This window comes from Desulfosporosinus sp. FKA (genome assembly GCF_002196785.1).
Taxonomy (GTDB): domain Bacteria; phylum Bacillota; class Desulfitobacteriia; order Desulfitobacteriales; family Desulfitobacteriaceae; genus Desulfosporosinus; species Desulfosporosinus acididurans.
Genome location: NZ_NAHZ01000033.1, coordinates 306,736 through 325,885, shown reverse-complemented (window position 1 = coordinate 325,885; position 19,150 = coordinate 306,736). Strand labels below are relative to the sequence as shown.

General features: G+C 38.6%; 18 protein-coding genes. 7 read left to right on the top strand and 11 right to left on the bottom strand.

The window, feature by feature from the left end:
• Nucleotide 1: 1 nt before the first annotated feature.
• From B5771_RS20810 to B5771_RS20795, 4 genes are all read right to left on the bottom strand, one after another.
• Nucleotides 2-967: an ATP-binding protein gene (locus B5771_RS20810; protein ID WP_088189235.1), complete on the bottom strand. Its 966-nt coding sequence runs from the start codon at nucleotides 965-967 to the stop codon at nucleotides 2-4.
• A gap of 219 nt (nucleotides 968-1,186) precedes the next feature.
• Nucleotides 1,187-1,630 carry a hypothetical protein gene (locus tag B5771_RS20805; protein WP_088189234.1) on the bottom strand — a complete coding sequence of 148 codons (444 nt, stop codon included), beginning with the start codon at nucleotides 1,628-1,630 and terminating at the stop codon, nucleotides 1,187-1,189.
• 100 nt (nucleotides 1,631-1,730) lie between these two features.
• Nucleotides 1,731-2,138, bottom strand: a complete 408-nt coding sequence (locus tag B5771_RS20800; RefSeq protein WP_088189233.1) for an OsmC family protein — start codon at nucleotides 2,136-2,138, stop codon at nucleotides 1,731-1,733.
• A gap of 261 nt (nucleotides 2,139-2,399) precedes the next feature.
• The gene (locus B5771_RS20795; RefSeq protein WP_088189232.1) at nucleotides 2,400-3,815 is read right to left on the bottom strand and encodes a PLP-dependent aminotransferase family protein; all 1,416 of its coding nucleotides are present in this window, start codon (nucleotides 3,813-3,815) and stop codon (nucleotides 2,400-2,402) included.
• Nucleotides 3,816-3,957: 142 nt separating this feature from the next.
• Here B5771_RS20795 and B5771_RS20790 point away from each other — a divergent pair, with 142 nt between their 5' ends.
• The 5 genes from B5771_RS20790 (at nucleotide 3,958) to B5771_RS24425 (ending at nucleotide 8,044) form a co-directional block, all read left to right on the top strand.
• On the top strand, nucleotides 3,958-4,554 hold the full coding sequence (locus B5771_RS20790; protein WP_088189231.1) for a LysE family transporter: 597 nt from the start codon (nucleotides 3,958-3,960) through the stop codon (nucleotides 4,552-4,554).
• 138 nt (nucleotides 4,555-4,692) lie between these two features.
• Complete coding sequence (locus tag B5771_RS20785; protein WP_088189230.1) at nucleotides 4,693-5,277, top strand: Uma2 family endonuclease; 585 nt, start codon at nucleotides 4,693-4,695, stop codon at nucleotides 5,275-5,277.
• A gap of 260 nt (nucleotides 5,278-5,537) precedes the next feature.
• Nucleotides 5,538-6,389 (top strand): AraC family transcriptional regulator, encoded by an 852-nt coding sequence (locus B5771_RS20780; RefSeq protein WP_088189229.1) that lies wholly within the window; start codon nucleotides 5,538-5,540, stop codon nucleotides 6,387-6,389.
• 1 nt (nucleotide 6,390) lies between these two features.
• Nucleotides 6,391-7,296 carry a DMT family transporter gene (locus B5771_RS20775; protein WP_088189228.1) on the top strand — a complete coding sequence of 302 codons (906 nt, stop codon included), beginning with the start codon at nucleotides 6,391-6,393 and terminating at the stop codon, nucleotides 7,294-7,296.
• A 595-nt stretch (nucleotides 7,297-7,891) separates the two neighbouring features.
• A complete protein-coding gene (locus B5771_RS24425) occupies nucleotides 7,892-8,044 on the top strand; it encodes a hypothetical protein (RefSeq protein WP_172408334.1) in 153 nt (50 codons plus the stop codon).
• 242 nt (nucleotides 8,045-8,286) lie between these two features.
• On the opposite strand, the gene B5771_RS20770 is transcribed toward B5771_RS24425, so the two are convergent.
• Both B5771_RS20770 and B5771_RS20765 read right to left on the bottom strand, forming a co-directional pair.
• Entirely contained in the window at nucleotides 8,287-9,609 is a 1,323-nt protein-coding gene (locus B5771_RS20770) for a hypothetical protein (RefSeq protein WP_088189227.1), read from the bottom strand.
• Nucleotides 9,602-10,147 (bottom strand): sigma-70 family RNA polymerase sigma factor, encoded by a 546-nt coding sequence (locus tag B5771_RS20765; RefSeq protein ID WP_088189226.1) that lies wholly within the window; start codon nucleotides 10,145-10,147, stop codon nucleotides 9,602-9,604. Before B5771_RS20765 ends, B5771_RS20770 begins: the two co-directional genes overlap by 8 nt.
• A 257-nt stretch (nucleotides 10,148-10,404) precedes the next feature.
• Between B5771_RS20765 and B5771_RS20760 the strand changes: the two genes are divergently transcribed.
• Nucleotides 10,405-10,632: a hypothetical protein gene (locus B5771_RS20760; protein WP_047811019.1), complete on the top strand. Its 228-nt coding sequence runs from the start codon at nucleotides 10,405-10,407 to the stop codon at nucleotides 10,630-10,632.
• A gap of 235 nt (nucleotides 10,633-10,867) precedes the next feature.
• On the opposite strand, the gene yaaA is transcribed toward B5771_RS20760, so the two are convergent.
• Together yaaA and B5771_RS20750 are read right to left on the bottom strand one after the other, a co-directional pair.
• A complete protein-coding gene (gene yaaA, locus B5771_RS20755; protein WP_088189225.1) occupies nucleotides 10,868-11,623 on the bottom strand; it encodes a peroxide stress protein YaaA in 756 nt (251 codons plus the stop codon).
• A 292-nt stretch (nucleotides 11,624-11,915) separates the two neighbouring features.
• Entirely contained in the window at nucleotides 11,916-12,629 is a 714-nt protein-coding gene (locus B5771_RS20750; RefSeq protein WP_088189224.1) for a sulfite exporter TauE/SafE family protein, read from the bottom strand.
• Between the two features lie 527 nt (nucleotides 12,630-13,156).
• On the opposite strand from B5771_RS20750, the gene B5771_RS20745 reads away from it, so the two are divergent.
• Nucleotides 13,157-14,293 (top strand): PRK06851 family protein, encoded by a 1,137-nt coding sequence (locus B5771_RS20745; RefSeq protein ID WP_088189223.1) that lies wholly within the window; start codon nucleotides 13,157-13,159, stop codon nucleotides 14,291-14,293.
• Nucleotides 14,294-14,511: 218 nt separating this feature from the next.
• Here the strand turns inward: B5771_RS20745 and B5771_RS20740 are convergent, their stop codons facing one another.
• From B5771_RS20740 to B5771_RS20730, 3 genes are all read right to left on the bottom strand, one after another.
• Complete coding sequence (locus B5771_RS20740; protein WP_088189222.1) at nucleotides 14,512-15,564, bottom strand: metallophosphoesterase; 1,053 nt, start codon at nucleotides 15,562-15,564, stop codon at nucleotides 14,512-14,514.
• Nucleotides 15,565-15,783: 219 nt separating this feature from the next.
• On the bottom strand, nucleotides 15,784-17,562 hold the full coding sequence (locus B5771_RS20735) for a cell wall-binding repeat-containing protein (RefSeq protein WP_088189221.1): 1,779 nt from the start codon (nucleotides 17,560-17,562) through the stop codon (nucleotides 15,784-15,786).
• 946 nt (nucleotides 17,563-18,508) lie between these two features.
• On the bottom strand, nucleotides 18,509-19,012 hold the full coding sequence (locus B5771_RS20730; protein ID WP_047811076.1) for an HD domain-containing protein: 504 nt from the start codon (nucleotides 19,010-19,012) through the stop codon (nucleotides 18,509-18,511).
• Between the last annotated feature and the right edge of the window lie 138 nt (nucleotides 19,013-19,150).

Below are 19,150 nucleotides of genomic sequence, written 5' to 3'. Positions count from 1 at the left end.
GTTACGCCTCCTTTCCAGAATATAGCGTTATTCTTTCTTTAACCAAGTTCAGCATCTTAGCTTGGGTTATTTTATTATCAGCCAAGATAGAATCCTTAATAGCATCTTCACATACTCTGATTATTTCGGCATGACTTAATACAAGTGATTCTTCAATTAATTGAGTAGAGGGTACAAAGTCACTTTGATAAGCTGCAAGCTTATATTGATACAGCCGTTTCACTTCGCTTTCAGTTGGCATTGAATAATGCAAAACATCGTCAAAACGTCTAAACAATGCTTGATCCAGCAATTTTTGGTTATTAGTAGCCGCAACAATAATGCTCTCTGATTTATCCTGTTCAATAAACTGTAGAAAGGAGTTCAGTATTCTTCGCATTTCTCCAACTTCATTATCCAAGTTTCTATCTGCCCCAATAGCATCAAATTCATCAAAAAAATATACGCCGATTGAATTCTCAACTGAATCAAAAATCTGTCTCAATTTCGAGCTGGTTTCACCCATAAATTTTGTAACCAACTTATCCATCTGGACTGTATAAAGGGGTAACCCAGTTTCGGAAGCTATTACTAAAGCCGTAAACGTTTTTCCAGTTCCCGGCTTCCCTTCAATAAGAATTTTACGACGATTACTCATCCCATAACTTCTCAATTTGTTTCTATTTTTAAATTCGTTTAGGATTCTTTTGATTCTATCATGAATCTCATCAGATACAATTAAATCCTTTATTTTTTCAGTTGGAATGGACATTGTAAGCATAGGGTTATTTTGCATCTGATTAAAACGAAGTATATTCGCTCTAGCATCTCCAGTTTTTTCAGTCAGTTTCTTCAATTCCCGAGCAAGGGTTTCGTGGTTAAGTTTGGCCTCATAAGCAGCAATCTGCAATACTACGGTTTTGAATTTCTCATTGTCATTGTCATTATGAGCTTTAATTAAGCTTTTAATTTGATCTGCAGTAGCCATCCCACCAACACCTCCTTGCCCATAAATATAGATATTATATTATATCCTTTATCCTGGTCAAATTCAATCAATGATACATTTTTTACCAATTTACTGTGAACTGCGTCTTGTCGCTTCGGAAGTTAAATTGTTCAAACAACCCAAAATGAGCAAACAAATACGACGAACATTATCTAATAACTTATATCATGCTTTTCCTGAGGCTATTTCTCGTAGTCTTTAAGTTTCCGCTTCCATTCTAGTAAATTGTCTAAATTTTCTTGTGAGATGTTTCTCAGTGTCAGCTGCCAAAATCCCTTTACTGGTTGCCCGATAACGGTAGCATAAAGAATATTTGCCCTCATGCGGCAGGGCGTCCATGGAGTAATCACTCCCCAACTCGTTAATCAGGCTACTTATTTCATCTATTTCCTGTGACGAAGCATTTTGATATCCGACCAACTTAAGCTTTCTTTGTTTTGAGCGTGTAAGCAAGCGTCTCCTCTGTGCCTCATCTTCTGGCTTTGCACGATCTAATGCCGTTTTCCACATTCCTATGGTCCTATCCAAAGTCTCAAGATCGCCGTAGAACTCATCAATTTTATCCTGCGATTGATAAAAGTTAGTGTCTTCGTCACTTTTCCATGACCGCATAAGCCCTTCCGATTCATCCAGGTATTTCATATACCATGCCGCCAGGTCACTCGCAATAAAGTCGACCGAATCCTCAATGTCGGATAAAAACTTGGCAAGATCAAGCGTTAACCCTAAAAGGAGAAATTATCTAAGCAATTAATTGTTTTACCCCATTTATATAACATAACACCTCAATGTCAGCGCTTAATTTCATGATATTAAACACAGTACAATACTGCTCCACAAGCTTTATAGCTCTGACCACTTTAGATTCCAGCCCTTCATCCACTTCGATATGATAGCTTAAAGCAATTTTCGAAAATAGCTTGGGAGGTTCGGATTCACGCTCTGCCTCTGCCTCCATGCTGATGCTATTAACCTTAATCCTCATCTTTTCTGTAATTTCCATGAAAACTCCCTGACTGCAACCGATTAACCCCGCCAATAGCAGATCTGTCGGTCTCGGTCCTTTCTCATCAATTAGCAAATTAATATCCTGATTAAAAAAAACGCTGTTTTTTTGACCGCCTTGCCATAAGCTTTTTACCTTCTGCATCAAGTATTCCTCCTAAATATTTGAAATTTTCGCTACCGTCAGAGCGATAACCCGCCTCCCTTTAGGCAGCAAATTTATTACTTAAACACTCATATTTCATATACAGTATAGAACAATAACTATCGCTATAATTGTAATTCAAATTACAATTAACAACCAGAAATTTCACCCTCTAATGCTATACCGCCCTGCACAACACTATTTCCTTGGCTATGAAATCTTTGGATAAGCACGAGACTTCACTCAGTTGATAGACATAAATTACAGAACCGGGCAGCGGCTTTTTCGCCTTGGATAATTATCCAGTAATTCTTTGATAATTGTTAGTCCTGTTTCCAGTTCTTCCAGGGTATTTGGTGCACTGACAGCCAGGCGAAGCGTTGGCTTCTCCGGTTTCGATCCTACATAGAACCGATTAGCCGATAAAATTTGCACACCTTTTTCTAAGGCCAAATATTCTAATTCAACATCATCATAACTGCCGGGCAGCTGAAGAAACCGATAACACGAAGTTGGCGCCGATAATACATCGTATCCTGTCATCATCTCATCGAAACGTTGATTGCGGTCTTTAAGTAAGCGGATTTTTTCTTCTTCTATGCGTTCATAGGCTCCAGTTGATTGAAGAAGTGAGACAATTTCCGAGGTGTATGGCGAGGCCATCCAGATAATATTGTTCAGTCCATGGGATAACTTCTCAACCAAAGATGATGGAGCAGCAATATACGATATACGAAAAGCCGGACTAATTGCTTTTGATGTACCCATGATAAACAGGCTCTGTTCCGGAATATAGGCGCTTACCGGTTTAATTTTCGTTTCCAGGCTGAAGCTAAAGGTAGCGTCTTCCATTAGCAGTAAATTATTGTCTGCAATAACTTTGGCCAGTGCTTTTCTTCTTTCATAACTCAAAGTAACTGTGGTCGGATTGTGATAATCTGCCATAATATAGATGCCCTTAGGTTGCTCCCGTTTACAGGCGGACTTTAATTCTTCAATATCCATACCCTGTTCATCACCCAAAACAGGAACCAGAATAACACTCATATATGAAGCTAAACTTATTAAGCCCGTATAGGTGTATTCATCAACAACAATTCTATCCCCTTTTTCAAAAAGTGTCATAAGAATAATCGCCAAGGCATTTTGGGTTCCTGAGGTAATGAGAATGTTTTCGGCCTTAACAATGATTTTATACTGAATTAGCCAATTAGCTGCAACATAGCGATGTTTAATATGTCCTTCCGGCGGACAATACGTCATGGTTAAGCCAGAATCCATGGAATCCCGGACTTGTTTAACGAAGGTTTCAATCAAAGGATTGCATTCATAAAGAGGGATTGCCATACCTAAACTAATCAAATCAGTATCTTTATGATCTGTTAATAATGAGATGGGCAGTCCCGGACTTGCTGCTATAAATGTCCCTTTCCCAACAATACCTTTAACCAAACCCTTTTCTTCACAAATTTTATACGCTCTTGTAACCGTACCATGATTAAGGCCAAGCTGGTTAGCAAGGACACGCTGCGGCGGCATTTTATAACCGCGCATCAGTATCCCTTGATTAATATCATCTTGTATTGCTTGCACAAGGGCTTGATATAAGGGCATATCATCCCTTGTCTTTAGTTTCGGTATCCAGCTTATTTCGTTGCCATATTGATCCAGCTTCATCCTCTTACCTTCTTTTATCTCGATATTTCCAATTGTATCTCCTACAATACATAAAACTTGTATCTAATACAATATAATAATTGTATTATAACCATCAAGCAACTTATAATCAATTGTATTACTAGTTAGGAGGTAAAACGAGATGCTGCAAATGATAATTTATTCAATAACCATTATGTATACACCTGGTCCTGTAACGATTACCGCTGCCAATATTGGCTTAAACCGAAAATTCAAAGATGGCTTGCCTTTTTATGCCGGCATTAGTTTAGCGACTTTCGTCCTGTACATATTGATCGGATACTTTGGCAGCCTGCTGCTTCCAGCCCATGACTTATGGCCCATCAGCTTGATTGGTGGTATATACATGCTCTATTTAGCTTATAAAATATTTATATCTAATATTGACTTAAGCAAAGCATATTTTACAAAGATTGGATTTCGTGATGGCTTTCTTATGCAGTTTTTCAATCCAAAGGCTATCATTGCTGTCATGCCTGTTGTAACCATTTATTTTCCGCAATTAAATATCACAGGCATCAAAATTCTCTACATGGCTATCTTTTTTACCCTGCTTGTTTTTGGGGCGCCAACTTTATATGCCATTGTAGGCCAGTTTTTCTCCGATATTATTCAGAACAAAAAGGCGATTCTCTTCTTCAATAAAGTAATGTCTTTAATCTTAACATATATTGCTTTATCCATTTTATATCATGACATCTATTTGCGCTTTTCCTAATCACTTTAGTGAACACGCCTCCCTGTTAGAACTGCTTCCTTGCCCCTAGATCACCTCTATGTTATGATGAATTAAGGGAAAATGTGGAACTTGATAAAAATAGACTCTTTAGCCAACTTTGTTAGGAGATGATCTTTAATGAGCTCCCCTGAACAGAATCTTGACCGTAAATTCACTTATAAAGACTATTTAAGTTGGTCGAAAGAAGAACAGTGGGAGCTCATTAACGGAATTCCTTATAATATGACTCCTGCTCCATCGACACAACACCAGAAAATTGTTACTACGCTCATAGCTCAATTTTACAACGCCCTTAAAGACAGTCCTTGCCAAGTTTTTGGTGCTCCTTTTGATGTAAGATTACCAGAACCGGAGAAAAACAGTGACGATATTTTCACTGTTGTACAACCTGATCTAACTATTATCTGCGACCGAAACAAGCTGGATAACTTAGGGTGTGTGGGCGGCCCCGATCTCGTCATTGAGGTAACATCCCCATCAACCTTACGTAAAGACATTAAGGATAAGTTCTATCTCTATGAAAAAGCAGGGGTAAATCAATATTGGATAATCTACCCAGATCAAAAAACTGTTGTAGTTTTTAAATTGGACAAAGAGGGAAAATTCGGCCGCCCCGACATCTATTGCGAAACTGATATAATACAATCCGAGATTGCTAAATCCATACAGATAGATTTAGCTGAAATATTTCAAGAGTATTAATGCCATCATAACCTTTCTGACAGCCAGAGGCTCCCTTATAAAGGAAGCCTCTGGCTGCAGATAACCGAAAGAGATTTCTGGAAAGGTCTTTAACGCTGACTTACAGAAGTCTTTTCTTTTTGTCGTTATCTATGCTAATTGACGGAAATACAGTCATTAATTCACGTTCCAGTGAGATTTGGTGAGCAATATCATACAAGATCTTCCTCAAGAAAAATGTTATGCTTAGATGAGAATAAATAAAAGGAGTTATATAACAAATGGTCAATGAGATCAGAAACATTTGCTATGATACAGATCTAAATATTGAGGCTTACCAATTTAAAGGCATCATGCAAAAATTCCCAAACCACTTTCACGATTATTATGTCCTCGGCTTTATAGAGTCGGGCAAACGCTATCTGACCTGTAATAATCAGGATTATATTCTTAACGCCGGAAACATTACTATATTCAATCCTCGTGATACTCATACCTGTGAACAAGTTGATGGCAAGGCCTTGGATTATAGGTGTATCAATATAGAGCCTAATATAATGAGGCGAACTGCAGCGGAAATCACGGGCAATGACAGTCTGCCTCACTTTAAGCAGACAGTTCTTTATCACAATGAGATTGCTGCCTCCCTGCGGGAACTCAATCTTATGATCTTCGAGGAAGAAAATGATTTTATCAAGGAAGAGCTGTTTTTATTTCTCATCGAGCAATTAATCGAAGAATATTCAGATACAATTCCTAAATCGTTCTCACAAGAACCTACTACAGAGATCAAAACTGCTTGTGCTTATCTAGAGTCAAACTATTCCAACCCCATCACTCTGGATAAATTAAGCGAAATCACAGGGCTCAGCAAATATCATTTACTTCGTTCCTTTACGCGGCAGAAAGGCATATCTCCCTACAGTTATCTCGTTACAATCCGTATTAATAACGCGAAAAAGCTTTTAGAACAGGGTATGTCACCCCTAGATGTGGCTTTTCAAACAGGTTTCAGCGACCAGAGCCATTTTTCGAATTTCTTCAAAAAGCTTATCGGCTTAACGCCTAAGCAGTACCTGAAAATTTTTCAACACAATCCAAAACCTTTGTTATCTATGGGAGAGGAGATTTGACATGGAGAACCGTAAACTACTTGCCGGTCATTTATCAGCACTCGGTACGATTCTGATTTGGGGAGTCACTTTTATATCCACGAAACTGTTGCTGAAGGACTTTACCCCGATTGAAATATTACTTTTCCGTTTTACTATCGGCTACATAGCTTTATTTCTCGTCTATCCCCATCGCTTGAAAACTAAAGACTTTAAGGAAGAACTTCTTTTTGCCCTATCAGGATTATGTGGTGTCACCTTATATTTTCTTCTGGAAAATATCGCACTTACGTTTACGCTGGCAGCCAATGTGGGTATTATTGTTTCTATTGCACCCTTATTCACAGCACTTTTGGCTTACTTTTTCGAGGGTGAAAATCTCCGCACAGAGTTTTTTATAGGCTTTATCGTCGCGATCATCGGGATAGTATTGGTTATGCTCAATGGCAGCTATATTTTAAGGGTAAATCCTTTAGGGGATATATTAGCGTCCCTTGCGGCGATTGTTTGGGCAGTTTACTCTGTTTTAATGCGCAGAATCAGCAGATTTAACTATAATACCATTGGCTGTACCCGCAAAGTTTTCTTCTATGGACTACTTTTTATGATCCCAGCTCTTTTCTTTGTACCCTTTCATTTTGATTATTATGCGTTTACAAAAGTACAAAATATGTTCAATCTCTTATTCTTGGGTTTAGGGGCTTCCGCAGTGTGCTTTGTCAGTTGGAATTGGTCTGTTAGTATTTTAGGAGCTGTAAAAACGAGTGTCTATATCTATATTGTTCCTGTCATTACCATCGCGGCATCTGCTCTTATCCTCCATGAAATAATTACATGGGTTGCCTTTGTGGGAGTGCTCCTTACTTTGGCAGGGCTTTATGTTTCCGAGAGAAAAACAGTTAAGATTGTTAAACAAATCGATGTCTAGATATAGGTTCAGGAAGCAAAATGCGCGGGCAAAGCGGCTGCTGCCGGGATAATCACTGCCAACAGCAGTGCGGATGTCTTTGGTAAACAGCTGAGATCTCTGCCTCGCCGCCATGGCTTTGATCACATCCATATCTTTGACCACGATATAATAGCTTCCCGAGATGGATGACCTCTCCAGGCTCTTATCCAAAAAAGAGTCCAGCCTATCCTTCACCACCAGCCGGTGCTTTGCCAATACTTTGTGTAAGCATTCGTGAGTAACCTATTGGGGCCTTATGATCAGAGCAGCTATTATTTTTTATTATTGCCGCAATATTAGATAAGCTAATTACGAAAATTCTTCTTACTTATCTCTTTTTGAATATTTATGGAAAATTATACTAATAACAATGTTTTAATGGCAAACAAGCTTTAATTGTCCTTACTGTGTTTGATACTTCAGGGATAAGTATGGGTGTAAAATTTCTATGCTGCAAAAATAACCATAATAAAAAACTATTTGACAAATACATAATTCAAATATGACATAGCCTAGGTATTGTGTTATTCTATAACTAAAGGAAATACCAAAAATATTACGAGGGGGATTTCAAATGCTATCAGGAATTTTGGGCATTATTGTAATGATTGCTATCTATGGAGTTGTTATTATAGATTACAGGCAACAGAGCGCCTTGACAACTAAAGAAGTAAAATCTATGTTAAATAGAAAAAAAGTATTTAAGTTAAATAATCATATTGCCTAAGAGGTGAAGCTATGAACATGACTAAATCAAGCTAATGGGTTTAAATAAACACCATTAGCTTTTTATTTATGTAAAAATCAGAATCACAGGCTTTATGTTTCCGAGAGAAAAACTATGATGCTTGTCAAAGAGAACGATGCATAATTGTAGGTTCAGGAAGCAAAATACGAAGGTGGTGCGACATACGTTGCATACCTCCAAGAAGCCGGTTGCAACGTGCAACCGGCTTCTACCATGAACGATTATTTAATTTTCAGAGTCCAATTACCATTAACTACAAACGTCGGCCAGTCCACTTCAAAATTAGCCTCTTTCAATTTCTCATTAAAATTGATACGCATTGTACATTCGTCACCTTGCCAAATGCTGTTGCCGCTTTGCACATCGTTACTGTAAAGATTAGCATCACGGACAGTAACCCCTGGGTTATTTCCTGTATTCAATGCAAATTTCAACTCGGCAGTCGTTGCGGAGGTTCTTTTTATACTTTTCAAGGTGATTTTTTGCAATTTTAGGTCGATTACCTCGCCGATTTGTTTTTCTTCATTCAACGACGGAATTGGTACCTCAAGATGACCAAGGGTCTTTTCGTAACCAACAAGCAGACTTGGGATTTTTAAATCTATTTCTTGACCGGCAGGAGCCTGGGATTCGAACTGAGTAATAGGTCTGCCAACAGCGTTTTTAGCCTCGGTGAACGTATAAACATGGTTATGTTTATCATAACCAAGGAGAGGGTTAGTCATCGAGGAAGTCCCGCCGCATGTAGTGCCATTTTCATTTTTAAACGTATCTGTCGCAGTTTTTTGCGCTGGTTCTCCAATGCTCTCCAATTTAAGATCCTGGTCATTAAAACTCGTTAAAATCTGCACACCCTTAGCCGTTTTCTGATAACCAACCTTTACCCAATCTATATTCGATTTTTCAGCAGGTATAATTTCCCCGCTGCCAACTACGGACGCACCTCCTGTTAAATGAATAGTGTAACTTTTTCCAGCGATCATTAATTTTAGTTCTTGCGAGGGCGTAAACACATAGTTCTGCTCTGCTTCATTCCAAAAGCTGATGGACAGTTGACCATTGTCAGTACTGTAACCGCCCGGTTTATATAGTTTGCCGCTTTGGGTAGTAACGGATATTTCAGGGAGTTTATCTTCTTTTAAAGGATACGTTAAATTCATTTCCAATTTATCCTTTGTAAAGATGACATTCTCCAGTTTACTTCCCTCAGCCAATTGCACAGGGGATTTCAAATAGTAGGCACTTCCGTCGGCAACCGTTGAATAAATGACTTTTTGATTGAAGAACGATTTGACAAAATCGGAAATTTCTCCGGCATAGGCGGTCGATGCACCGATCGCTATAATTAAACAGGCTGCTGCAATAGGATAAATTCTTTTTCTTTTCAGTTTCATTTTTGACTGCTCCTTATTTAGCTTAGTAAACGCTTTTTTAGTAATAGAATCCAGGTCAATGTCCATGCCGCTCATTAACTCATCCAATTCTTCGGTCAGGAGATCATTATCCAGATTTTGCATCAGTTCTTGCATCTGCTTTTCAGTCATAAGCCAAAACCTCCTTAATTATCTTTCTGCCGCGTAACAGCCTGTTGTCAACCGCCGAGCGACTTAGCCCCAAGGACTGCATAATGTCGCTAATTTTCTCGTTGCAAAAATACCTGCGGATAAATAGTTCTTTATCCGTTTCGTTAAAGCTATTGATTGTTTCCAGCAGCTTTTTTTGCGTTTCCCGGTCGATGATCTGTTTTTCAACGTTATTCGGCTCTTCAGGCTGATAATCATCAATGTTTTCGACGTGACTTTTTTTAAGTTTGCGCTTATAAGTAAGGGCCTTATATTTTGTAAGGATTAAAATCCAAGTTTTAAAGTTGCTGCGCTCGCTGTCAAATTCGTTGATTTTTTGCCAGACCTCAAAGAAGACATCGGCGACACACTCTTCTATGTCTTCTTTACTGTTGCCGATGTTTAAAATATTATAGGTTAAATAATAAACAGGCTTAGTGTATTCTTTAATTAAGTCCCTATAAGCATTTAAGTTTCGCTTTTTTATTTCAGATATGAGCTCACTCTCTGAAAAGACCATTTTTTCATCTCCTTTCATAGACTACTACGTTTTCTATCTCCAATTTCTCTTAAAGATCTTGAAAAAAATGCGCAGGATTTAGTTAAATGTACTATTCATTAATTGTAGCAGATTCCTTGTCTGTAAATTTTTTGTATATTTTTATAAATATACCTACTAAAAAGCTCTCTCCCCTACGTAATATATAATAGAACCACAGGTCAGTGGCGCCGCTGACCTGTGGAGTATCCAAAAGATTTAAAAGGGAGAGTGAATTTATGAAAAAGATTATTTTAACGGTACTAAGTATAGTCATGCTGTCTCAAGTAATAATGGTTCCTGTTGCGTTTGCTAAAACAGGGGGAAACCAAGATCGAATCAGACTCCATGATCAGACAAAAGATCAAATTAGGGATCAGAAGCAGGATGGAAGCTGCCAGGTATCAGCTGATCTGTTAAGACTTCAGATCAAAGATCGGCTGCATGACGGAAGCTGCAAATTATAAAGATGGCCGTCATAATCATTAACTAAAACCTCATGCAAATCTATCACCCTAAAAAACAATAGGTTTCGTTTATCGACAAAGTACTAATTCATTTCAAAATATGAGCAGCACTTATTATGACACGAGAAGGAGCGAAATAATAACTTCGCTCCTTCTCGTGTCTTGCCTTTATTTTCATCAATATCTATAAATTTAGGTGTTAAACTATTCCTATTTTTTCACAGTTCGACTGCGCCTAATCTGAGCTCCGTTTAATTAAAAATACTATAGTCCTGCTATTCGACAGCTCATCGTTATACACAAAACCAAGTCTATTAAACTCTTTGATTTTATCTAAATCTTCCACAGCATTTTCGGCCATGAAACGCACCATTTCTCCGCGGGCCATTTTCACATATACTCCCTTTTCGATAAGTTTACCGTCGATCAGCTCACCGAATTTGCAGGTAACATAATTAACGTTGGCACTCAAGTATTTATCAACTGTTTTGCTGTACTCAGCTGAAGCAAGATTCAAAATCGAAGTATCATTCTGGGTTAAGTCCCGGTAAATATCATCTTTCCAATAGTCATAGAGATTTTGACAAAATGTCGTTTTCAACTTGGCCTGCATTTCCAAGCGATAAGGAACAACACCGTCGAAAGGTTTCAATATCCCATAAAATCCGGACAAAATCCGCAGATGACTTTCGATGTAGTCAAAATAGTCGTACTCAAAAACCTGCGGTGCCATGTACTTGTACTGAATACCATCGTAAGCTAAAATGGCCGGGTTCGTGTAGCCGCACAAGTCCATGTTTTGATAACGGTCATAATTCAGCCTTGCTATCTCATCGTTACAGCAAAGCAGCTTTTTAAGGTCCTCGTATGTGAGGCTTCGCAGATATTCTTTCAGCCTTTGGGCTTTTTCGAGAAATACAGGGGCATTGCGGGGCGGAAGAAAATCAGCGTCTATATTCATTTTCTTGGCCGGTGAGATAATAATTTTCAAGTATTTTCATCCTTTATTACGCTGTAAACTGAATTATTAGTGAACTATTAAGGTTATTCTTTCAAACTCAATGTAAAGTAAACCGCGAGATTTATCATGAAAATATCTATCGAAGATACTGCCACTTCTATTTTTACAATTTACTAAAATCATAACAAATAAGCGGTCATGCGAAAAGCATTTATTTTCGCAGTGAAGGAGGACTCTACCTCACCTTAAGTTTACGAAGGAACCACCCCCACTTATAAAAGTGGGGGTCTTAAAAACTGATAAGAAATCAAAATATATTTGGTTAAATATGGTTAATTGATTGTAACATAACTGCCGCACCGAGAAACAAGATCAGTAAAGATGATGCCATTGATAAATTATTAATGACCCAACCCTTTTCGAGCCGTTTAAATGAACTGCTGGCTTTTACTACTAATAAGCCGATGGTAACCATTGTAAGAGCACTTCCGATGGAGAAAGCAGCCACAAGACTTAATCCTAATGGTATTCTATTAGCCGAAACTGCTGCAAGCAGAATAGCCAGGGCGCTGGGGCACGGGACCAGTCCTATGAAAAATCCCGTTAAGAAAAGGTTCCGTAAGGAATTCCCCGTCTTTAATGATATAGGTTCATCATGATTACAATGCTTCTGATGATGGTGACCCATATAATGATGATGATGGCTGCAACCATTGTCTGAGTCGTTGTTCGGAAATAATCGTTTAACGATCATATCTAATCCTATATAGATTACACCAACTCCTGAGAGCAATTGGATCCAATACGTTAGATTTTGCGGCATAATAACTTTTAAAGCGGAGGAAGTGGATATGACTAATAAAACAATAGATAAGGTATGAGCCAGAGCAGAAACTAAACCTATCATTACGGCATCCTTAACCTTCGCCCCGGTTGAAACAAGATAAGCAGTTATTATTCCCTTCCCATGTCCCGGTTCTAATGAATGAAGTGCTCCTAAACCTAATACGATTGGAAATGTATAACTTAAATCCATACTATCTCCCCTTGTCCAATTATTCCTGTTCAATAGTATGCAGACTAGCCCTAAAACTTACCAATAACATTAAATCAAAAAATAGCAAATATTCTAAACAGCCTTTTGATTTCCGGCAATTAGCTCAAGTGGTAGCGGAAATGTAATAGTGAATTTTGTTCCTTGTGAGCCAGAATCAATATCTATTTTCGCTTGATGATTTTGGGCTATTTTAAAACATGTTGCTATTCCAAGGCCGACAGTGAACTCGTTCAGCTAAAGCTGAACATCGAGACAATCTTGATAACTTCTTAAAATTTAGCTGACAAAAAATCATAAACTTTATTGTATTCTAATTGCAGAGGATTCATAAAGATAGAGATTAAAAAAGACATGAAAAAAGACATGAAAAAGACTAAAAGCCGCCCTTGCTGTGGGGCGGCTTTTAACATATCAGCGAAAGAAATTCTTTTTAGCATTTTACCTCTTTCCTGCATACAATACTTTGACCGAAAGGCTTATGTTTCAGAAAGGAAGCGAGGAGTAACATGCCAAAAAGAGTCGTGAAGAAAATGTTCCCAGGTGCTGTAACGTCAAAAGGTTTTTTCTCCTATTATAATTACATTATCGAGACAGATGCACTACATATTTTTATAATCAAAGGCGGACCCGGTGTCGGAAAATCAACATTTATGAAAAAAATTGCCGACAATATTTCAAAGCTTGGCTATGACATTGAATATCATTGCTGTTCCTCCGACAACAATTCAATCGATGGCTTAGTAATTCCCGCTCTGGGAGTTGCACTTTTGGACGGAACCGCTCCACATATCGTCGACCCGAAAAATCCTGGGGCAGTCGATGAGATTATCAACTTGGGAGACTATTGGGACGAGAACATAATTCAAAAGGCTAAACCTGAAATTATGCGGTGCAATTACCAGGTTGGGCGCTATTTCCAGGCATCTTACTACGCTTTAATGGAAGCCCAGCTAGCAATGGATGAATGGGAGTTTTATGTCAAAGAGCACCAAAATTGGCATGCGATTAACCAGATGACTCTCAGTGTCGAAAATGATATATTTGGCTCAGGCAACACCGGTCATGGTAAAGAACGTCACCTTTTTGCCTGGGCACATACGCCTCAAGGCAAAACCCAATTTATTGATACTCTATTACAGGATACTTCTGCCCTTTATCTTCTTAAAGGGCAGCCTGGTACTGGAAAATCGACGTTTCTAAAGCGAATCGCCGAAAGAGCAATAACCTATGGTTTAAATGTGGAGTATTACCATAATACTCTTGATCCTGCAAAGCTGGACCTCATTATAATGCCAGATTTACACAAAGCTATGTGTGCGGTTTCCGAACCTTACGAATATACACCTCAGTTAAATTGTAAACAAATTACCTTGGATTTTGACCAGAGCGTCGACATGGCAGGACTCAATAATTTCTCCAGCGATATTGAAGATTGTCGCGAACGTGTAAATAAAAATATTCAACGAGCAATTAAAAACTCAAGCCGTGCCAAAGCAACCCATGATCTAATGGAGTCTTACTACATTGCAGCTATGGATTTTTCAGCTATAGAAGAAAAGCGCCAAGAAATTGAAGCACGTATCCAGAATATGCTTGAATTAGAGATTGCTGTGGGTGCATCCCGCAAAGTTTCCCAAATATAAGCCAAAGGCGGTCTCGCTTAACTAGTATAGTGGAGTGAGACCGCCTTTATCCATCTTTTAAGACCTCCACTTCTTGTAAGTGGGGGTGGGGGTCCTCCTTCGCCGCTAAGTATTCCTATTGGGAAAAGCGGCTCGGCAATAATGTCCACTGGATATTATTGTATCTGAAGCCCCTATGTTCAGCTTTAGCGTAAGCGAGTTCACTGACCGAGTTATAATTATTCCTTGGATAAATTGATATTGTATCTTGCCTTGGTAATCCAAGTATTATTTGCAAAATCTCTTCCTTGAATAACTACCTGATCTTGGTAAACTGTCACCTGGAGACCTTCACTTTCATTGGCTGCTTTCACACCGTTATGATCTACTGGCATTTCTACAGAGGAATCATTGACAACGTTAAACGGTCCTTGCATAATATCACGCCCTTGTCCCAAGAGCCAATGGGTGTGACCACTGAATACGATTACTTCCGGATAGTTACTTAATAACGTTCTGAGTTGATCCTCCTGTAATACATAATTATGTATCGAACGATACCATTTACCCGAAGTCGCAGCGGGAAAGGGTTGATGTAAAAAAACAAAGATTGGCTTATGGGGAACATAGTTTTCTTTAAGCTTTTTCTGAAACCAAGCTATTTGTGTCTTTGATAGATATGTCTTGTCCCTGTATTTTCTTCCGCTCATTGCCGATTTCTCCGAGCCAAGGAAAATAAAATGATACCCGGAGATATATTGGTCATAATATACTTTTGATTGTCCAGTATAACTTAAAAATCTGTTGATTGCAGTATGGTCTGATTCATTATTCGGAAAGGTTTTAGGACTCCAACGTTTGGTTTTCGGATTGACGTAAGCTTGATAAAATTCGTGATTCCCAATCGTATAGAATGTTTTCAGGTTATTGGCCTCTGAAACTAGAAGTTTTCGGAGGGCAGCATAATCGGATGAACTTCCATTTCCTAAATCGCCATTAATAATTAAAGTATGAATATTGAGGTGTTCTTTTATATCACTCAGCATTTTTACGAACTTCAACTTCGCCTTATTATTCTTTGCTTGAACATGAATATCACTAACGACTCCAAACGTCAAAATTGGTTTTTCTTTGGCGGCTAAACCAGAGGCATCGGCTTTGGGAACAACTAGTTTGGGCTTTAAAGAAATCCTTTGGTAACGTATACTTGAGACTTTTAAGAAAAACATTAAGGAACCAAATATTAACAGTACTAATAAACCAGCTTCTAGATTTTTTCGTTTTATGAACACCACTTATCCTCCAGGCTAGATCTATAATAGTTAGTCTGGCTTATTAACTATGTTTTATAACCTGGCAAAGAAATAATGGGATAAAAAAGCAGCCATCTCCTTGATTTATAATACAAGGAGATGGCTTGTAAGACGAAAAATTAAGCCTAATTCAATTATAAATGCGGCAAAAGTATGCTTCATAGCTCAATTGAATCAATGATTATGCTCTTCTATCTATTATAAAACCTTTTGACCTAAGTTTACTTGAGATCTTGGATTACCTTGATTACCCTTCCAACGAATTAAAGTTGTATTATTCATCGTACTTATTACCGATGTTGAGAATGACTGCCCATCCGCCCCTAATATGGAAGGAGCAATCATTAAATATCCACTTTGTGATACCATGGCAACTGGCTCAACATGACCTGCGGAGTACAATGGCTGACCATTTACTGTGGCAGACTGATACGATACAGTACCCATATTTGCCAAAGGGTACAATTGATTATATTCGTTTGAAGGATCTTCGCTAATCCATTCAGCCGATGTTTCAATTCCCTGTATATAGGATGGAGCAAGTGTCACGGAAGGAATTGATTCAGATTGTGTTTTGCCGTTTACTGTAAATGTTAAATCCCAAATTGTGCTTGAATCAGCCGATTGGGAAATACTAGCCTTTATAGTAGAACCAATGGGAACAGTCATCACAATTTGAGCAGGTGCAGGCAACTGCTCCCAAAACACTTCTGCAACAGCTTGCCCATTGATTATTTCTTCCATGGTTCCCATTTGTAAAAGGTCTGATGAGTTTACTCCGCCTAAACCAATCCACTGTGCTGAAGATGCATCTTGTCCACTGCCGGGGATATTGGGCACTGTCCAAGCGCCTGATATACCGGTATACCTGCTGCCGAAATAAGGCGTGTCAATGTATCCCGCCCAATTACCGGAATATTGCGTATCAGCTGGAAGATTTGTCGAAGTCACTGGCGTAACCCCCACTGAAGCAGCTGAAGAGCCAGCTGATATTGCATTTAAAGCATGGGCAGAAACTACTGCTGGACCGCCCAAAGCAGTTACCACACTAGTCGAGGTCAGTTTGCTATGGACATAATCTCCGGCTTTAACATTAGTTCCATCTGTTAAAACAATTGGCGCCTTCAGGCCAGCTGCCAAAGGTACACCTGCTAATCCGTCAACAAGAGTTCGGCCGTTAGCAACAAAGATATTGGCATAATTGAGATCAGCATCAAAACCTTGAAGCACTGAAAGATTAGTGTCATAGGCATCATAACCAGCATAACGAACAGAGTTGACCGAGAATTGAGCCATTTCGGCGTTACTAATAACCGCAGTCCCACCGATTATATAATAATTTTTCACACTGCTAATTCCCGTTAAATAGGTTCTAATACTGCTTGGCAGAGAAGCTGGATTATCTGTATAAAGAATTGGCATCTTTTTTGCTCCTGCAATAGAAGCTGCAGATATGGCATCAGCGCCTGAACCACCAGTTAAGACAACTCCATTGATCAAAGTTGATTTGGCCATTTCTTTGGCAATATTGACAGACGTTTCCGATGCATCGTATCCGCCTAAAGGTACAACCGAAATATTCAATGCTTTAAGCGCATCTAAAACAGGTTGTTGGATAACTGCAATTCCACTCGTCACATAAACCTTTGTAACATGTAGTTTTGTCAACTCATTTGCTGCAACAGGGGTTAAAGTATTTCCCTGCGTTAAAATAATAGGGATATTTAAAGCTGAAGCTAAAGATCCGGCGGAAAGAGCGTCTACTAAGGTTGGCCCGGTCATACCTGCCGCTAATACAGCAGCACTCGAACCTGAAGTCCCCCACCCTTGATCGGCTATTTGGGCCGCAGTGTCATATTGGGTGGCCCCAGAAATTCTAGTTGGAAAAGCCGTGTCAGCTAATACTGTTTGCGGAAGCATATTAAAAGCAATTATTATCAAAGTAAAAAAGGTAACTAACTTTGTTAACTTTTTCATTTTCAAATCCTCTCTTTTAATTTCCGTTTATATTAATTCAAATAAGAAATTCATTATAAAACAATAGTTTGAAATTTTCATTAAGAATTTATGGTAAAACAGTAAAAATAAATTGAAAGTTATTGGTCCTTCAAATTTCGAAAAACATAAAAGCACCTGAATCAAACATAAAATTCAAGGTGCAAAATCTAACATCGCTTGGAGCTTTGTTCGTCTTGTAAAGAATAATGAATTATGCACGCTTTGAGCCGACCATAATAATATGGCCGGCTATTCTGAGACATTGATATTCTTATTGTTGTGATCTCCATCAGAGTAAGATTATTCTAGAAGATTACACCCAGGGCGATTAAAATAAGAATTGCAATTGCAATAATTCCTGCTCCAATACAGCTTCCGCCATAACCGCCGTAGCCATATCCACCATAACCGTACATTTGTTGTTCCCCCTTTTAAATTTTCTTAAAATACAATCCCTAGAGCAATTAATAATAAGATAATTACTACAACAATCCCGATACCAGCACCCCAACCAACACCTGTTCCACAACCTGCTGCTCCAAACGCCATTTAATTTTCCTCCTATCAAACAAAATCAAAGTTACTGATAAGATAGATGTTAATAATCAAGTTCTGGTGATTTACCACCAAAATCCTCCCCAAAACGGACGGAATCCAAAGCCAAAACCCCAACCCCATGGTCCAAAACCGAACATTTTATCACCTCCAATTATTACACTACCATAATATGGTAATCATACTTGTCTCGTGCAGGCAGTCCCTCGTTCAGTTAAAGCTGAACATAGAGGCTTCGATAGTCATTTTGCAACGGCCGCCTAACAATTGGATAAAAAAGCTTCCTTACAGGTTGTGATCTTGCTCTAAACCCGTAAGGAAGCTTTTTTTATCATTCATTGCTGAAGACCCTTGTAAGCCATTGAATCCCCTAATGAACTCCGTACATACATTCCAAAATTACTATTCCGGCTTTTGTTTTAAAGTATTTCTCTTTTAAGAGCTTAATTGCTTGTTCACTCAAACTGTCTTCAAAAATGTTTACCAGCAGATCCGCCTCTATCAATATTTGGAAATCGATGCCATCTACATTGCTATATGTATGATGATTTCCAATAAGATAACAAATCCTGTCAACAATTTCACTTTCCAGTTGGAAATCTGACAAGAGTTCACGAGCTATAGGGGGACCTTCAATCTCTTGGTGTGTTCCCGATGATGAATTGTATTTTCGCTCACTCTCCTTTATCCCAATATCATGTAATATTGCAGCCACTTCCAAAAGCTGAAGCTGGTTATCACTAATCGTCTCACTTTCTCCGATAGCCTTGGCAAAGGTATGTACTTTCATAGCGTGATTAATTCGTTTAACATCATTGCCAAAATACCTGATCATTTTAAAAAGCGTATCTTTAACCAGAGCATTTGTATTCATATGAACATTTCCTTTCATCACTGAAATTCGTTGATCCAGTTTTTAAGACCCCCACTTCGATAAGTGGGGATGGGCCCTTCGTTAACGTCAGGTGGGGTAGAGTTCTCCTTCACTGCTAAGTATTCCTATTGGGAAAGG